The sequence below is a fragment of the Pseudomonas sp. ICMP22404 genome, from assembly GCF_006227205.1.
Classification (GTDB): Bacteria; Pseudomonadota; Gammaproteobacteria; order Pseudomonadales; family Pseudomonadaceae; genus Aquipseudomonas.
Map to the genome: position 1 here is coordinate 29328 of NZ_VCNG01000003.1, position 18973 is coordinate 48300.

Sequence of the window (18973 nt, forward strand, 5' to 3'; positions counted from 1 at the left end):
ATTGAATAAGACGCTCTTGCTCACATCAGGCCACTTAGGCGCTTCGACTGGATAGGGGCCTCTAGGGTCGACTGCAATTTTCAACAGACAAAAAAATGCCCCCGCCAAATGCACTTGCGCGGGGGCAGATTTTCAGTTCATCCGAGGGCGAAGCTAGGCTTATACAGCTCTATTTCCAATTTGCAGCCAATGCCGTGTCGAGCTGAGCCCGCTGATCATTGGTAATAGTCGTTTCGGCCCCCGGCGCCACGCCAAAAGAGGCCATTGTGTTGACCAGACTCTGCACTTGACTATCAAGCAACGTCTTCCCATCTGCCGTTTTCAAGACCTCGACGTGATAAACACTCGACTCATACCAGTTACTGATGGTCAATTTGTCGTCTCCTCCAATGAGGCTTATCTCCAAATTGGACCCGCTTTGCCGGAACCATAAGTCTTGAGGGCTAACATCCGCCCCAAACGCCAAGGTGTCGGTAGCGCCGTAGCCTGGGGAATATTCGTTGATTCTGTCCTGACCATCTCCACGGTTGAACAGATAGGTGTCCGAAAAGTAGCTTCCGGTCAACGTATCGTTACCCGCCCCACCGGCCAAAACGCTATCCCTTGCGTTATAAGCGACCTGGATGACGTCATTACCCGCATCACCGAACAGTTGGTTGGTGCCTCCTGCGCCATCCAACGTATCGTCGCCGCTTCCGCCATGGATAATATCGTTGCCGTTCCAACCTATCAGGGCGTCCGCGCCTGCCGTCCCCACCTGATTCAGCCCTGTCGCAATCATATCTGTCCAGGTCCAGGACGTGCCGTCGGCAAACTCGACACGCTCAATGACGCTCTGACTGATGACGCTGGCATTGGCGGTAGCATCATCGAACAGCCCCTTGACCGTTACCTGATCGGTGCCGTTACGGTGTAGGAGAAGCAAGTCGGAGCCAACCCGGCGCATCGTGATGTCACTGGTAAGGATTCCGGCTCCAAATCTCAAGACATCGGTGCCCCCGTAACCAGGGTCGTACTCCGAAATGGTGTCTTGACCGTCACCCAGATTGAACAGGTAGGTATCTGAAAAGTAGCCGCCTTTCAAGGTATCGTTGCCAGCCCCGCCAGCCAGTGTGTTGTTTCTGGAGTTGTAGGCTACCTGAATGACGTCATTACCCGCATCTCCAAAGAGCTGGTTACTACCAGCTCCACCGTCCACGGTATCGTCGCCATCGCCACCATGAATAATGTCATTGCCATTGAAGCCGACCAAAGCGTCAGCCCCCGCAGATCCCGTCTGGCTCAGCCCCTGCGCAACCATGTCCGACCAAGTCCAGAACGTGCCATCGGCAAACTCAACTCGCTCGATGATGGTCTGACTAATGGCCGTAGTATCAGAGGTCGCACCATCGAATAAGCCTTTGAGCGTGACCTGATCGGTGCCGTTACGATGCAGGAATATCAAATCAGGACCAGTCCGACGCATCAGGATGTCACTGGCAAGGATCCCAGCTCCGAATCTCAAGACATCGGTGCTCCCGTAACCAGGGTCGTATTCCGAAATGGTGTCTTGACCGTCACCCAGATTGAACAGATAGGTGTCTGAAAAGTAGCCGCCTTTCAAGGTATCGTTGCCAGCCCCGCCAGCCAGTGTGTTGTTTCTGGAGTTGTAAGCTACCTGAATGACGTCATTACCCGCATCTCCAAAGAGCTGGTTGCTACCAGCTCCACCGTCCACGGTATCGTCGCCATCGCCACCATGAATAATGTCATTGCCATTGAAGCCGACCAAGGCGTCAGCCCCCGCAGATCCCGTCTGGCTCAACCCCTGCGCAACCATGTCCGACCAAGTCCAGAACGTGCCATCGGCAAACTCAACTCGCTCAATGATGGTCTGACTAATGGCCGTAGTATCAGAGGTCGCACCATCGAATAAGCCTTTGAGCGTGACCTGATCGGTGCCGTTACGATGCAGGAATATCAAATCAGGACCAGTCCGACGCATCAGGATGTCACTGGCAAGGATCCCAGCTCCGAATCTCAAGACATCGGTGCTCCCGTAACCAGGGTCGTATTCCGAAATGGTGTCTTGACCGTCACCCAGGTTGAATAGGTAGGTGTCCGAAAAGTAACCACCGGTCAACGTATCGTTACCCGCCCCACCCGCTAAGATGTTATCTCTTGAGTTGGAAGTGACCCGGACATCGTCGTTACCCGCATCACCATACAACTGGTTGCTGCCGGAACCGCCGTCCAAGGTATCGTCGCCACTTCCCCCATGGATAATGTCGTTGCCATTCCAACCGACAAGAGCATCCGACCTTGATGTTCCCGTTTGATTCAAGCCTGCAGCAATCATGTCAGCCCAGGTCCAGGACGTACCGTCGGCAAACTCGACGCGCTCAATGACGCTCTGATTGACAATGCTGGTGCTGGAGGTGGTGCCATCGAACAGTCCCTTGACTGTTACTTGATCGGTACCGTTGCGGTGCTTAAACACCAGGTCGGAACCAACCCGTTGCAGGTTGATATCGCTAGCATGGATTCCAGCGCCGAAACGCAAGGTATCGGTCGCCACGTGGCCGGCATCATTCTCAGTAATGACATCCTTACCATCTCCCTCGTTGAACAGATAGGTGTCGGCGTAAGAACTGCCGAACAACTGATCATCTCCAACACCACCACTCAGCAGATTGTTATTCGAGTCGGAGTCGACTTTCAGTAGATCATTTCCTTCGTCACCAAATAGCTGGTTGTTGCCCTTACCACCATCAAGTGTGTCATCACCTAAGCCACCCGAAAGATAATCGTTCCCACTGAATCCCTTAAGTGTGTCATTTCCCGAAAGACCATACATCACACCGTCATACGTATCTTTACCACTGAGCGTGTCGTCCACCCCACTACCTAATTGTCCCGGCCGGTTAAGGGTCGTTAACGCTGCATCCAAGTCAGAACCGTTAATATTTCCCTGTTGACTCAATGCCTTCAGGATCGCCGTAGCACCTTGAAAGCCCGATGATTTCAGAGCTATCGTGAATTCTTGCAAACTCTGTAGTGCGGATGCTGGGGCGGTAGCATACTGGGTACGGATCGAGGCGAGGAATGCTGAGACATCCCAAGCGACAACCCCACTCTCTACTTTGATGGATAGCATATCCATCGCTGGCTTCAAATGCGTTTGCAACATCAATTGACTACGCACCGATTCGCTCACAAAATTATAGGCTCTTAAAAGCGTCTCGGCTGCGTCTGGACCAGGGTCAGCACTTCCATTTTGTTGAGTAAAGGTCTTTCCCAAAAATGCTTCAATGACATAAAGCTTTCGGCCCTCATTGACGTACCCTCGAGTGCCAACACTGTGCTGGTCTGCACCAGTCCAACTAATCAGGATTTGGTCCACGAGCGAGTTACGGATATTCACGTCACTTGCCAGCTCAAATTGCTTGACCAGTGAGACAAGGACACCGCTTGTGTCACGCGCCATGGCTTGTCGTAGACTATGTACATTCCCCATACCTGAGATATCTGGCATGGTTGCTATCGACTCGCTTATAGTTATTTCATTCTGATCAACGGTTCGGGCTAAGTCAGTGGCAAACCAAATATCTTCAACTGTCGCCGCACTTCCATCAAGGCGGGTATACGTACCTACTTGCAAGTGCTGGTTACCACTCAAATCGGTCACGCTATTTGCGACGTAGTTTACACCAATGCTCTGCACGCCAGCCTGCGACAATGTAATTAACTCGCCATCATCGGTCTCGCCGTCACTGTCAATGTCTTTCCAAACACGCAAGCTGGCATAATCGGTATCGGAAGCATCAATCCGACCATCACCGTTTGTATCCAGCGCCGCCAATGCAGCAAATCCGTTCGCCGCCTTATCGCCACTTGGTAGTTTTGTATTGTCGCCGAAGAGTTCGGTACCGTTATCAATACGACCATTACCATTGCGATCAAAAACCAGTAAGCCGTCATCTCGACCAACCCAGCCGGTGCTTTCAGCAAAGCCGTTAGTATCATGATCAAAATGAACATGAGCAGAAAGACCCGTGGTCTCTACGCCATCACCATCAAGATCAAGGATCAGAGGTGATCCCAATGCCTCAGCATCATTGACCATCTTCCTAAGTACATCAATAAAAGCGCCCGAATCAACTTTTATCTGGGCCTTGACCGATTCGATAAAGCGCCCTGACGTCTGTCCCAACGCGTCAAAAAAATTCTGAGTGTTATTTAGGGATGCGGCGTTGATAGCCAACCAATGCTGAATAGTCGCAATTTGCTCTGGTGACTGAGGCCTGACCTCGGTTAATCCTTCCGCAAGTTCACGCACGAAATTTTCGTCGGGAGACGCTGCGGAAAGCAGCCCAGCCTGGTCCGACATGGCTGCCGCCAATGTAAATGCCAGCGCAGCTTCTTTGCCAGGATCACCGGCTGCCTCCAGAGACCGTTGCCAAAGATCGGCACGCTCAGCGTCCGTCATTACTGAAAAAGGCGTATTAAGAGTCCATGCATCAGGAGGCAAATGGTTTTGAATGAAGGTTTGAGAATGAAACGTCCAAGCTTCACGCCATGTAATGTCAGAGAAATCCCCGTTATCTTGCTTATCGAGCAAGGCATCTAGATAAGCAATAGCCATGTCTGAGCGAATTTTATTTATATCCGCCACCGTTAAAGGATGACCACTTTCTGCGGCCACTTCTTGCATATGACTCAGCGCTGCATCACCGGCCAAACTCCCACCATTAGCAACGCCATTAGCCAGGTTGGCATATAAATATCCATTTGACGCCAAATAGTTGTACATCGCGGCCGGGCCGCCGCTCGCAAGCAGATCGGAAGCGTAAGCAAGATCAACATGAGCAGAAATATCTTCAACAGCCATTACAACACCTTTACATTCAATTATTTAGTTGAAATCCGCGCACGAACGCCACAGCAGCGCTTTCAAGATCGCGCCACTGATGAACAATATCGACCATATAATCCAGCTCTATCCATATATCGTCCTGAGGATCATAGGATGACTGTTCGCATGAAGAACCTCGCCCTTCGGAAAACACAATACAATTAACTATCAAACCAATATCACCTTGACTGGTTTCTTGCCAGAATACTTTTCTAACAGTACCCCCATCGATGTTTTTTGGCGTGGCTTCAAAGAGCCCTAAATCAGAATTGAACCCCCTCATTTCCTCCACCTGTTGATCCGTCTTTGCAGGCCCCTCACTATTAAATCCGTCCCTAAGATAACGATATAGAATATTCTTTCGAGATCGCGCAACATCATTCGACTTATTAATCTTAGCAACAACGGCAATTCTATTTGGCTTTGGTCGAGTGTAATAATTTTCACCGCCCGAAGGTTCAAGACTCGGCCAATTCACAGCAAAAGCCACTTCGTTAATTTTATCGCTACAACCCTTGCCCTCATTTATTTTTCCTTTCCCTGACCAATAATTGACCCCCTCATAAGTTATCGGAAAGAATAAATACTTTGAGTCAAACCTAATCACGGCATTACCCAGCGTTCCACAGCGAGGTTCCGCCCACGCAAGGACGGGCAGTAAGAAAAAAAACAATATAAATTTATAAAAACCAGCCTTCATAGCCCGTCTCCAAATTCCTTTAGTAGCATCTGAGTCATTCATCAAAACCTCCGCCTCCTCATATTCCCCCATCTCACCGCTCTCGCAAGCTCTCACTCGCTGCAACTTGCAAGGGACTCAAGAAATACTCAATTATCCTTCGCTGATCTGTTTTTACTTCTGCAGTCACCGCCATACCAGGCAGTAATTTGATATCTTGCCCTTTCACATTCAAATGATCCGAATCCAAGCGAATCTTGCCGCTGTATATCAAGCCACGCTTTTCATCCTCCAGAGCGTCATCAGAAATACTGATGACTTCACCCGAGACCGCTCCATATTTGGTGAAAGTAAAAGTTTCTACTTTTATCGTTACGGCTTGTCCCTGGTGAACAAACCCAACATCTTTGTTCTCAAAAACAGCCTCAACCTCAACCGGTTGCCCCATCGGCACAATCGTCAACAGCGGCTGCGCAGGTGTCACCACCCCACCCACCGTATGCACATTCAACTGCTGTACCGTGCCGTCCACCGGGGCCTCCAGTGTCGTCAGTCCATCCTGATATTCGGCTTTGGCAAAATCCTGCTTCAAAGACGCCACCTTCTGATCCGCCTGCTGCAACAAATCCAGCATAGACCGTCGGGTCTGCGCGACCACACCAGCCCTCCTGCGCTCAGCCTCCTGTCGCGCCGCTGAGGACTGCAATAAGCTGGCTTGCTGCACGCTCAACTGTCGTTCAACGTCCAGCCGCGCCTGCTCCTTTTCCAGATAGGCATGGCGAGCGATGTACTGTTTCTCCAGCAGATGCTGATAGTCATCCGCCAACTTGGCGACGATAGGTAGGGTTTTCTGAAGGCTGGCCACCTGTCCACGTGCGGACTGTATGTCGGCCTGGCGCTGGGCTATTTCGGCGTCAACAGTCTCCAGACTGCTGCGGTACTCCTGATACTGACCTTGCAGCCAGCGCTCAGCAGCCAATACGTGCTCGGGGTCCGCTCCCGGAATCGAGCCATTTAAGGTCCGCGGCGCTCGCTGTCGATCGATGGCATCGAGCATGGCGCTCGCCCGGGCACTGTCGATGCGGGCGGCCAACAGCTCGCTTTGCACTCGCCCCACATCAGCCTCAGCGGCCGTAGAGTCCAGCTCCAACAGCAACTGACCGGCTTTCACCGTCTGACCGTCGTGTACATGGATGGCTTTGACCACCGCCGTTTCGCTGGACTGGATCACCTTGCTTTTACCGCTGGGAATGATCTTGCCAGTCGCGGTTGCCACAACATCAATCTTGCCAACACACGCCCAAACCAGCGCAATCGCAGCAAATGCCATGATCGCCCACATGAACACGCGAGGCGCTGGATGAGTTGGACGCTCTTGTAGCTCAAGAGAGGCCGGCAAAAACTGTATTTCATGGGCCAGGCGCTTTGGTGCGTCCATACTCCGACGAGCCTTCCATGACTCACGCAAGACGTGTCGATAACGCCGCAACAGGCCTGCCGATTCAGCGTTAGACATTGCTGGCTCCTTGCTGCAAGCGGTACAAGCGTGAGTAATGCCCAGCCTGATGGGTCAAGAGTTCGGCATGACTGCCCTGCTCAACGATCTGACCGCGATCAACCACAACAATGCGATTGGCATCCCGCACGGCTGAGAGCCGGTGGGCAATGATGATGACCGTGCGGCCTTTGCAGATATCCTTCATGTGTTGCTGAACCACGCGCTCGGACTCGTAGTCGAGAGCGCTGGTGGCTTCGTCGAAAATCAGGATCCGCGGATTCCCCATCAGCGCTCGAGCAATGGCAACCCGTTGCCGCTGACCTCCAGACAATGATGCGCCGTGCTCTCCTACCACGGTGTCATAGCCTTCGGGGAGCTCCAGAATGAACTCGTGGGCACCGGCGAGCTTGGCCACATGAATGACCTTCTCCAGTGATACGCCGGGATCGGCCAGGGCTATGTTTTCGCGGATGCTACGAGCAAATAGCATGTTGTCTTGCAACACCACGCCAATCTGTCGGCGCAACGAAGAGACGTCCGCCAGCGCCAAGTCCATGCCATCCACCATTACACGCCCACGCTCGGGGACGTGAAGCCTCTGGAGCAGGCGAGTCAGCGTGCTCTTACCTGAGCCTGAACGCCCCACGACGCCAATTACCTGCCCCGCCTCGATGCGAAGGCTCACACCGCGCAGGATCTCGGCTCCATCAGGGCGATAGCGAAAATGGACTTGGTCGAATTCGATGTGACCGCGAATCGGCGGCAACGAACTGCGTGTCGCTTGAGCGATTTCGGTTCGAGTGTTGAGGATGTCGCCCAGACGCTGCACGGAAACGCCGGTCTGCTGGAAGTTAGTCCATAGCTGCGCCAAACGCATGATCGGCTGTGCTACGCGACCGGCCAGCATGTTGAAGGCAATCAGTTGGCCTACCGACAACTGCCCTTCAATTACCAGTCGAGCGCCCACCCACAAGGTCGCTACAGTGACCAATTTGCCAATCAGCGACACACTTTCGTTAGCGATGGTCGACAACGTCTGGGTTCTGAAACCGGCCGCTACATAACCGGCCAGTTGATTGTCCCATTTACGGATGGCCTGAGGTTCAACAGCCATGGATTTGAGAGTGTCGATACCGTTGACGGTCTCGACCAGAAAGGCCTGGTTCTCAGCCCCTTTGGCGAAGCTGTCGTTCAGTCGGGAGCGCAGTATCGGTGTGATCAGTACCGACACCAGAATATAGAGCGGCAATGACACCAGGACGATGAGTGTCAGCCAACCGCTGTAATAGAACATCACTGCCAGGAACACGACGGAAAACAGTACGTCGAGAATCAGCGTGATCGCATTGCCAGTGAGGAAGCTGCGAATGTTTTCCAGCTCCCGGACTCTAGCCACAGAATCGCCCACGCGCCGCGCTTGGAAATAGGCCAACGGCAGCGTGATTAAGTGCCGGAACAACTTGGAACCCAACTCCACATCGATGCGGCTGGCCGTATGGGCAAACACGTAGGTGCGCAGCCCAGTCAAGCCCGACTCGAACAGCATGACAACAGCCAAACCCACCGCGATCACGTCCAGCGTGGTCAAACCGTGGTGCACCAGGACCTTGTCCATCACCACTTGAAAGAACAGTGGTGTCACCAGCGAGAATATCTGCAACACAAACGAAACCAGCATGATCTCGCCGAGCAGCTTTCTGTATTTGACGATGGCGGGAATGAACCAGGTGAAATCGAACCGAGAAGATTCACCAGGCGTATTTGCCTCTGAGCGAATCAGCATCAGCTGACCCGTCCAACGGGATTGAAGAGCCTCAAGGGTGATGACCTCGGGGCGTTGCACGGCCGGGTTGTGAATCAACACCTTGCCTTGATCCAGGCGCGCAATAATGAAGAACTCCCCATTTACATCGGTGGCGATGGCGGGCAGCGGTGTGCGATGAAGGCGGTCGGCGGAGGTATTCGCCATCTTGGCTTTGAGACCGAGCTTTCGCGCAGCCAACAACATATCCGCGTGACCAAATGGACGATCAACGTTTCCGAACTCATGAGCAAGCTGCTCGGCGGAAGCCGCGACTTGATGAAACCTGGCAAGCATCACAAGCGAAGCTAAGCCAGTGTCAAATGGGGGCGCCTGTTCAGGCGTCGCATCGCCCGCTTCAGTTTCAATCATTACGTTTACAGAATTCCTTGTGCAGGCGGCAACCTGCACTCCAGGCACGGAGTGAAACCGTGGTTAATAAAAAGCACACTCTAGATAATGAGCATGTATGCCCAAGGGCTCGCTATTGATCTGAATCCACTCAAATCCCCGGCGGGAGAAAATCTCGCTCAGGCACATAATCCTGCTTTAAGTAGACGGATAGAGACTTAAGGTCATCCACACTCAAAGTCCCTGCAGCCTGTTTCAGCTTGAGGTTGTCGATAATGTAGTCATAACGTGCGTTGTTATAGTCGCGCACCACCGAATACAACTGCCTTTGCGCGGTGAGCACGTCAGCAATATTGCGCGAACCAATATCGACACCTACCTGATTGGCCTCGACGGATTTGCGGGCAGAGACGATCCCCTGTCGGCGCGAAGCAATCTGTGCGATATCGGTATTAACCCCTCTAAACGCATTGCGCGCATTCAATACGATCTCACGACGCCGATCTTCTTTTTCATCCTGGCTTTGTAAAAGTCGCTCGACAGACTCTTTGACTTTGGAGTGAGTCATTCCGCCAGAGTAAATCGGAATATTCAGTTCAATACCGATACTGCCTTGCGCAACATTGTCACGGTAGCCATTGCGGCCAAAATCCGTGGGATTGCTGTAACCGAAACTGTCGTTGTCACCCTTGCGGTAAGAGGCTACCGCATCGATCGTAGGTAAGTGACCAGCCTTGTGCTGCTTGAGCGTTTGGTCAGCAGCTTGCTCCGCTTGCTCGCTAGCTTGAAGCTGCAGATTCTGCCGAACCGCTGTGTCGACCCACGATTGTGCTTCGTTAGGAATGGGCGACTCGACAGGGAGTTGGTGCCCCATTCCAGAAATGGTTCTGTAGGGTTGATTGGTCAAACGGCTCAATGCCTCAAACGCATCATCGACCTTGCGCTGCACGACTTGCCGATTCGCCTGCACGTTGTCATAGGCCGCTTGTGCGTCGTACACGTCGGTAATGCTTGAGGCACCGTCTTCCAGCCTACCTTGCGCCTGGTCACGCTGATGGAGCAGAGCGGCTTCTTCCGCTTGGACGGCAGCCAAAGCATCAAGCTGACGCAGTGTCTCGAAATACGCTTGAGCAACAGTCAACGCCAAGGACTGTACCTTGGCCGAAAGCTCTAGCTCCGCTTGGGCAACACTGGACTCTGCCGCCTTTAACTGGAACCAGCGGTCTACACGAAAAAGCGGTTGACTGAGGTTAGCGCGAAACGTGGTTCCGCTGCGTTCACGACTGAGAGAGGGCTCGTCGCGCTCCAACCGTACCGTCTCTGAAGTTGCACCTGCCGTCAGATTTGGCAGCAGGCCCGAACGAGCCTGAGGAACCGCTTCGCGCTGAGCCAAGTAGGCGTGGCGCGCGGCAGCCAGTTGAGCGTCATTGTTAAAGGCGGACTGGTACACACCAAGAAGGTCGGCATGCTCCAAGGAAGAATTATCAAACGCAAAAGCTAAAGGGCTCGATACGCAGCCCATGAATAATACACTTTGGCACACTGTGTTAATGAGATTCATTGCTTATCCAAGAAATGCTCGACTTTAAACATCAATCCATTAGCTCGGCTTAACAGTCAGAAACTTGATTCCTTGTTTCCTAAGCAAAGATCACACACACTCGGTCCAGTTAAAAACCGGGCGGGCAGCCAATTTTTTCGATAAGCATCAATAGGTTATGAATAGCTCGCAAAATCGGACAATAATAACATTTAGCTATAACCTAAATAGCGATTAGCTTTATAACCCGTAGCGCTTCAGCCATGCGGGTAAATCAGGAAAAGCAATACCCACCTGTCGAATCATGCCAAATTGTAAAAGGCAGCTCGAACCATCAACACGCATTGTTATACTTCACTCATAACCAATTTTTTTATCGCAATCGGTAAGAAGTATTTTTAATACTATTTGCTTTAATCCCCATAGGAGATGTAGAAATCCGTTGCGCGTTTAATAGCAATCGGACTTTGTCATTTGGGAGTGGGCGTCTGTGTCGTATCGACATGGCTTATGGAGATAATATCAAAGAGCCACCACTGGTTCCATGCACCTTTGTTATCACTCGCACCTACCTACGAAGTCTGCTTAGCTATTCCAGTTCCGTCGTCGTGTTTTAAACTTCACGCAAACCATTGTTTTTAAATGATTTTTACAGAATATTGTCGAAAAATAGCAATGCACCTCTTTCAAAACCAAGTCGCATCCTGCGGGCTGATGGCGACCAACGGTCGCATAAGCGGTATGAACGGTGAGTCGAGTTCGATTTCTACATCATAGTTTTTGGTCAGTGCTCAGTGGCACCTCCGGATCGAGTAGTGAAGCCTCGCTCCCCTTTCGCTTGGGCTCCTCTTTTCTGTTCCGTTCCCCGAACTTGCTAGAGCACAAACAAAAAACCCGGCGCGAAGGCCGGGTTACCCATTCTCTCCTACCGCCAGCCCCCAGTTGAGAGGGATGGAGAGCCGACGAAAGAACGAGGGCATCAGATATTGCCAAACGGCTTTCAATCGCGCAATGCTCGCTCTGGCTCAGCAGCTCAAGGGCGACAAACCCGAGCTTTCCTTGCGCGATTGCACAGCTACACCGAAATCGCATGCGACGCGAGACATACGTCTGCTGCGCTTCGACCGCTACTTCGTGAAACTGCCATTGCTGAGTATGCCGCATCGTTGCTCCTGGTACTGCACAGAGCTGAAATGGAAATCGATGCAAAACAGTGCAATCATTGATAGCCCATTTCCGTCTGTAGATCTAATAGAATCAAGGGCTTTCAGCATGCCCAGAATACAGCGTTAAGATCGTATAAGAACCGAACAACAAAAATCTGCCATGGAGAAAAGCTCTACGTTACGTGCAGGCCCCCAATCCCTTACTGCCAGTTAGTAGCAATCACTACATTAACTTGATCACGCTGTTCTTGAGTCAGATTGATCTCGCCGCCAGCCGGATCTCCAAAAGAAGCCATGGCGTTGACCAGATTGTCTACCGCATTGGCGTACAACGCTGTACTCCCTGCCTGAATCACATCAATTTTTTGTGCCGCACTCACGTACCAATCTTTGACTGTAATTCGATCATCAGTCCCTCTCGCATCAATTACCAAATTATTGCCATCTCGGGACAGCCACAGGTTTTGGGGTGTAATCCCAGAGATACTAAGGGTATCCATGTCATTGGGCGTAGCAGAGTCATTATTTATAATATCCTGGCCATCTCCTGCGACAAAAATATAAGTATCACTTCCCTCTCCGCCTTGTAGCAGGTCGTTACCTTGGCCTCCTTGCAACAGGTCGTTAGTGCTGGAGCCTATTATAGTGTCATTACCCGATGTACTTACCCTCGATGCAACTTGAGAAGTATTCCAAAAAGCGCCATCAGCAAACTCGACACGCTCCAATTGGTAACGTCCGCTGTTTTCAGTGAACCAGTTGTTGAGTGTCACCTGATCCTGACCATTGATATGGCTAAGCACCAGGCTGCTTCCTGATCGGCTGGCACTGATGTCAGAGGCTTGGATGCCCACACCAAACCGCAGGATATCGACACCGCCATAGTAGTAGGAGATGTTGTCATCGTTGATGACATCCCGCCCATCGCCGAGGTTGAAGACATAGGTGTCGGAACCCGCTCCACCGTTCAACGTATCATTGCCCGTACCGCCTTCAAGCTGGTCATCACCGCTACCGGCCGTCAGCGTATCGTTGCCAGCGCCACCGGATATCACCTGCTTGAAGGCAGCACTGACACCAGTCAGTACATCATCACCTGCACTGCCTATGAGCTGGAGCAACTGGGCAGATAACGCCGCGCTGGTCCACACCGTGCCGTCGGCAAACTCGATGCGCTCCAGCTGATAACGTCCAGTGTTTTCGGTAAACCAATTGGTAACCGTCACCTGATCCTGACCGTTGGCATGGCTAAGCACCAAGCTGGTTCCGGATCGGCTGGCACTGATGTCAGAGGCCTGGATGCCTGCACCAAATCGCAGGATATCGACACCGCCATAGTAGTAGGAGATGTTGTCATCGTTGATGACATCCCGACCGTCGCCGAGCTTGAAGAGATAAGTGTCGGATCCCGCTCCACCGTTCAACGTGTCATTGCCCGTACCGCCTTCAAGCTGGTCATCACCGGTACCGGCCGTCAGCGTATCGTTGCCACCACCACCGGATAGCACCTGCTTGAAGGCAGCGCCGATTCCGGTGAGCACATCATCGCCCGCACCGCCTGTGAGCTGAAGCAACTGGGCAGATAACGCCGCGCTGGTCCACACCGTGCCGTCGGCAAACTCGATGCGCTCCAACTGATAACGTCCAGTGTTTTCGGTAAACCAATTGGTAACCGTCACCTGGTCCTGACCGTTGACATGGCTAAGCACCAAGCTGGTTCCGGATCGGCTGACACTGATGTCAGAGGCCTGGATGCTTGCACCAAATCGCAGGATATCGACACCGCCATAGTAGTAGGAGATGTTGTCATCGTTGATGACATCCCGCCCATCGCCGAGGTTGAAGACATAGGTGTCGGAACCCGCTCCACCGTTCAACGTATCATTGCCCGTACCGCCTTCAAGCTGGTCATCACCGCTACCGGCCGTCAGCGTATCGTTGCCAGCGCCACCGGATATCACCTGCTTGAAGGCAGCACTGACACCAGTCAGTACATCATCACCTGCACTGCCTATGAGCTGGAGCAACTGGGCAGATAACGCCGCGCTGGTCCACACCGTGCCGTCGGCAAACTCGATGCGCTCCAGCTGATAACGTCCAGTGTTTTCGGTAAACCAATTGGTAACCGTCACCTGATCCTGACCGTTAATATGCCTAAGCACCAGGCTGGTCCCGGATCGACTGGCACTGATGTCAGAGACCTGGATGCCCGTGCCAAACCGCAAGACGTCGACACCGCCGTAGTAGTAAGAAATGTTGTCATCGTTGATGACATCACGACCATCTCCAAGGCTGAAGAGGTACAGATCGGAGCCTTGGCCGCCGTTCAACGTGTCGTTGCCCGTGCCGCCTTCAAGCAAGTCATTACCGGAGCCGGCCGTCAGCGTATCGTTACCGCCGCCACCTCTTATAACTTGAGACTGACTGCTACTGACACCGGTCAGTACATCGTCACCCGCGCCGCCTGTGAGCTGGAGCATCTGGGCTGACAACGTCGCGCTGGTCCAGACGGTGCCGTCGGTGAACTCTATGCGCTCCAACTGATAACGATCGGTGTTTTCGGTAAACCAATTGGTAACCGTCACCTGGTCCTGACCATTGGCATGGCTAAGCACCAAGCTGGTTCCGGATCGGCTGGCAACGATGTCAGAGGCTTGGATCCCCATACCAAACCGCAGGATATCGACACCGCCATACATGTAGGAGAGGTTGTCATCGTTGATAACGTCGCGCCCATCGCCGAGGTTGAAGAGATAAATATCGGAGCCTTGCCCCCCGTTCAATGTGTCATTACCCGTACCGCCCGCCAACTGGTCATCACCGCTTCCAGCCGTCAGCGTATCGTTGCCACCACCACCGGATAGCACCTGCTTGAAGGCCGCGCCGATTCCGACGAGCACATCATCACCCGCGCCGCCTGTGAGCTGGAGCAACTGAGCGGACAGTGTCGTGCTGGTCCAGACGGTGCCGTCGGCGAACTCGATGCGCTCCAGCTGATAACGTCCAGTGTTTTCGGTGAACCAATTGGTGACCGTTATCTGATCCTGACCGTTGACATGGCTAAGCACCAGGCTGGTGCCGGATCGGCTGGCAATGATGTCGGCGGCCTGGATGCCCGTGCCAAACCGCAAAACGTCGACACCGCCATACATGTAGGAGAGATTGTCATCGTTGATGACGTCACGCCCATCGCCGAGGTTGAAGAGGTACAGGTCGGAGCCTTGGCCACCATTCAACGTGTCATTGCCCGTACCGCCCTCAAGCTGGTCAGCACCAGCGCCGGCGGTCAAAGTATCGTTACCACCGCCACCTCTTATAACTTGAGCCTGACTGCTACTGACACCGGTCAGCACATCGTCACCCGCGCCGCCTGTGAGCTGGAGCACCTGGACAGACAACGCCGCGCTGGTCCACACCGTGCCGTCGGCGAACTCGATGCGCTCCAACTGATAACGATCGGTGTTTTCGGTGAACCAATTGGTGACCGTCACTTGGTCCTGACCGTTGACATGGCTAAGCACCAGGCTGGTACCGGATCGGCTGGCAAGGATGTCGGCGGCCTGGATACCCGTGCCAAACCGCAAAACGTCGACACCGCCATACATGTAGGAGAGATTGTCATCGTTGATGACGTCACGCCCATCTCCGAGGCTGAAGAGGTACAGATCGGAGCCTTGCCCACCGTTCAACGTGTCGTTGCCCACACCGCCCTCAAGCTGGTCATCCCCGACCCCGGCCGTCAACGTGTCGTTGCCACCACCACCGGACAGCACCTGCTTGAAGGCAGCACCGATTCCGGTGAGCACATCATCGCCCGCGCCACCCATGAGCTGGAGCAGTTGGGCAGACAACACCGAGCTGGTCCACACCGTGCCGTCGGCGAACTCGATGCGCTCCAGTTGATAACGATCGGTGTTTTCGGTAAACCAATTGGTAACCGTCACCTGATCCTGACCGTTAATATGCCTAAGCACCAGGCTGGTTCCGGATCGGCTGGCCATGATGTCAGAGACCTGGATGCCCGTGCCAAACCGCAAGACGTCGACACCACCGTAGTAGTAAGAGATGTTGTCATCGTTGATAACGTCCTGCCCATCTCCTACGTTGAAGAGATAGATGTCGGAGCCCGCCGCACCGTTGAGAATATCATTACCAGTACCGCCTTCGAGTTGGTCGTCACCCGCGCCAGTCGTCAGGTTGTCATTACCGCCCCCGCCAAGGAATGTTTGGCTGACCCTAGAACTAGCTCCTGTAATAACATCATCGAACTCCGTTCCAGTCCTATTTAGTAGACTACTTGTAAGCTCTGAACTCATCCAGACAGTTCCATCGGCAAACTCAATTCGTTCCACCTGATAACGAGAACCTAGCTGAATGAACCAGTTAAGAAAAACCACTTGATCATGGCCATTACCATGCTGTAAAAGCAAGCTACTCCCCTGAATGCTAACGTTTATATCCGCGGGGCTTATTCCTTCACCAAAGTACAAGACATCCGAGTCTCCAAGATTTTCAACATCTTCGTTGATTACATCTCGCCCGTCACCAAGATTGAAATGATAAACATCTGAACCAGTACCACCTTCAATATAATCATTGCCGCCTCCTCCAATGAGCACATCGTCACCCTGGGCTCCAAACAATTTGTCATTACCCAGTCCTCCACTCAAATTATCGGATGAGGCGTAACCATGAATTTCATCATCGCCTGGAGTAGTGATACCCACCATGGCCTTAATTTGTTCAAGTCTCCATATCGCACCATCAGCAAAGCGGATCTCTTCTAAATAATAGTCACTCGCACCATCACTATAAAAATAATTGACTACTTTTATCCTGTCAGCACCACCACGTAAAACAAGAACCAAATCATCTCCCGAGCGAGTGACGCCTATTTCGGAGGGTGCTATATCTGAAGCAAATTCGATGAAGTCGACCTTATTATCGCCGCTATCAAAATTATTAAGTGTGTCGTGCCCCCACCCCCGACTGAATCGATAAATATCAGATCCCTCATCACCACTAAGATAATCGTCGTCAGCCCCACCGTCCAAAATATCATTACCAGCGTCACCATATAAAGTGTCGCGGCCAGCCAAGCCGAAAAGTGCATTATTATGGGAGTCGCCATACAACTCATCGTTAATTAATCCACCTAGCGAGTAACCCATATTGGCCAGCAGACAATCAAAGCCTGGAACATTAACATCTCCGGCTTGCCGCAGATTAGTCAGTATAGCCCCGCCCTGCACACCAGAGTCCAATAGAGCCTTAGAAAATTCGGACATCTCTTGCGCGCCGAGCGCAGAATCTTCGTCATATGCAAATCGTAACATTTCGACCAAACGAGCAACGTCAAATTTTAATTCGTAATTTTCAAAGCCAAGATCGATTGCTTCAACTAAAGGCCTAAAGTGAGTCTGCAACATTAACCCCGAATACAGAAAACCAGCCAGTTGGCCATATGCCTGCATGAGTTTTGCGGCAGCATTAGGTCCCGGATTGCCAGTGCCTACATTGATCCCGGCTGACTGGATAAAGCCTTGTCCCGAAAACGCTTCCAAGGCATAAAGTTTGCGCCCATCATCGATATATCCCCCACGACTGACTGAAGTATATGCAGCCGCTCCGCTCCAAGAGAATATGATTTGATCGAGCAGCGAGTATCTCTTCGTAGTGTCTGTCTCAACCGCAAACTGCTCAACTAACTGTTTAAGGTGCCCAGTCGTATCGCGCAATATTGCCTGACTCAGGTCCGCCACATTACCAAACCCATCCAGGTCGATTGAAGATGCCGTCTGTTCCCCCAATACTATTTTGTTTAGATCTACAGTCCGCGCGGTGTCCACCACAAACCAAACATCGTCCAAATCATGTGACGCACCGCTACTATCTGTATAGGTTCCCGATTGCAGCACTTTATTGCCTTGGGAATCAGTCGTATTTTCGTCTACGTAACCTACGCTAAGGCTTTGAACATTAGCCTCGCCAAGGCTCAACAACTCTCCCTCATCAAGTTTCGCATCACTATTACTATCTTTCCATACTCCCAACTGGCCAAAAGCCGCATCATTAGCATCTATTTTGCCGTCATGATTACTGTCCAGGTCAGCTAACACCGAGAACCCATTGGTAGCTATTTGCCCGTTTGTCAAATGAGTGTAATTGCCGAAAAGCTCACTCCCATCGTCTATTTGTCCATTGCCATTTCGATCCCATATTAATAAACCATCATCTTTTCCGACCCAGCCGGTGCTTTCAGCGAAGCCATTGCCATCGTGATCAAAATATACACCGCTACTCAAAGACAGTGTTTCAACTCCGTCTCCATCCAAATCCAAGATCAGTGGACTTACCGTATTCAGGGCGGCATCATAGGCATCACGCAAATTCTCAACTATCAAATCTGTGAAGTTGAAAATGCTAGAGGAAACGGCATCCGTAATATCATCCAGAGCCCCGACCACATAATCATTGAACGCTTGAGCGAAGTCCCCGGTCGCCTCCATCGCATCCTGAAAACTTTCTATGGCCGATGTATAAGCCTCACCTAGCACCTCACCCAAGCCGTGAAGAGCGTTACTCAAAGAGTCAATATATGGATTTAAATCAATACTTTCATCGCCACTATTCATTGCCATAACCGTGAGCACTGCGCCAGCCGCTGTAATTACTACAGCCGTAGCGATCAAAGCCGGGGCCGAAGCTGCGCCGACTGCAGCAGCTAATGTCGCCGACGCCACAATTGCCGACAGATCGGCAAAGACAGAGTAAATATCACTTACGTGAACTTCACCAGAATCGTCGATGGTCGTTTTCATATTCAAAAAGTCACGACCAAGGGCCGAATAAGCAAGAGCTGAACCTGCGATAGGCAGGCGTTTCCCCATCATCTCCCCGAAGCTAACTAACGTCTGCGTTGCTCCAAGGGCCGCACTAAAAACTTGCCCTTTTGATGCATCAACAATTACCGACCCCGACCCCACTGGTGTACTTAGATAAGACAGGGCGCTGGAAATTGCATCTAATGTACTTTTATCCACT

Annotated in this window: 6 protein-coding genes; all 6 read right to left on the reverse strand. The window is 52.1% G+C overall.

Annotation, left to right across the window (positions count from 1 at the left end; genetic code table 11):
• Positions 1–169 precede the first annotated feature (169 nt).
• On the reverse strand, positions 170–4870 hold the full coding sequence (locus FGE05_RS06295; RefSeq protein WP_139642621.1) for a calcium-binding protein: 4701 nt from the start codon (positions 4868–4870) through the stop codon (positions 170–172).
• Positions 4871–4886: 16 nt separating this feature from the next.
• Positions 4887–5636, reverse strand: a complete 750-nt coding sequence (locus FGE05_RS06300) for a hypothetical protein (RefSeq protein ID WP_139642624.1) — start codon at positions 5634–5636, stop codon at positions 4887–4889.
• Positions 5637–5667: 31 nt separating this feature from the next.
• Positions 5668–7089: an HlyD family type I secretion periplasmic adaptor subunit gene (locus tag FGE05_RS06305; RefSeq protein ID WP_139642626.1), complete on the reverse strand. Its 1422-nt coding sequence runs from the start codon at positions 7087–7089 to the stop codon at positions 5668–5670.
• Complete coding sequence (locus FGE05_RS06310; RefSeq protein ID WP_139642629.1) at positions 7082–9244, reverse strand: type I secretion system permease/ATPase; 2163 nt, start codon at positions 9242–9244, stop codon at positions 7082–7084. The genes FGE05_RS06305 and FGE05_RS06310 overlap by 8 nt, the downstream gene beginning before the upstream one ends.
• A gap of 130 nt (positions 9245–9374) precedes the next feature.
• Positions 9375–10745, reverse strand: coding sequence for a TolC family outer membrane protein (locus tag FGE05_RS06315; protein ID WP_176562988.1), 1371 nt, complete (start codon positions 10743–10745; stop codon positions 9375–9377).
• Positions 10746–12129: 1384 nt separating this feature from the next.
• Positions 12130–18972: a calcium-binding protein gene (locus FGE05_RS30205; RefSeq protein WP_139642636.1), complete on the reverse strand. Its 6843-nt coding sequence runs from the start codon at positions 18970–18972 to the stop codon at positions 12130–12132.
• Between the last annotated feature and the right edge of the window lies 1 nt (position 18973).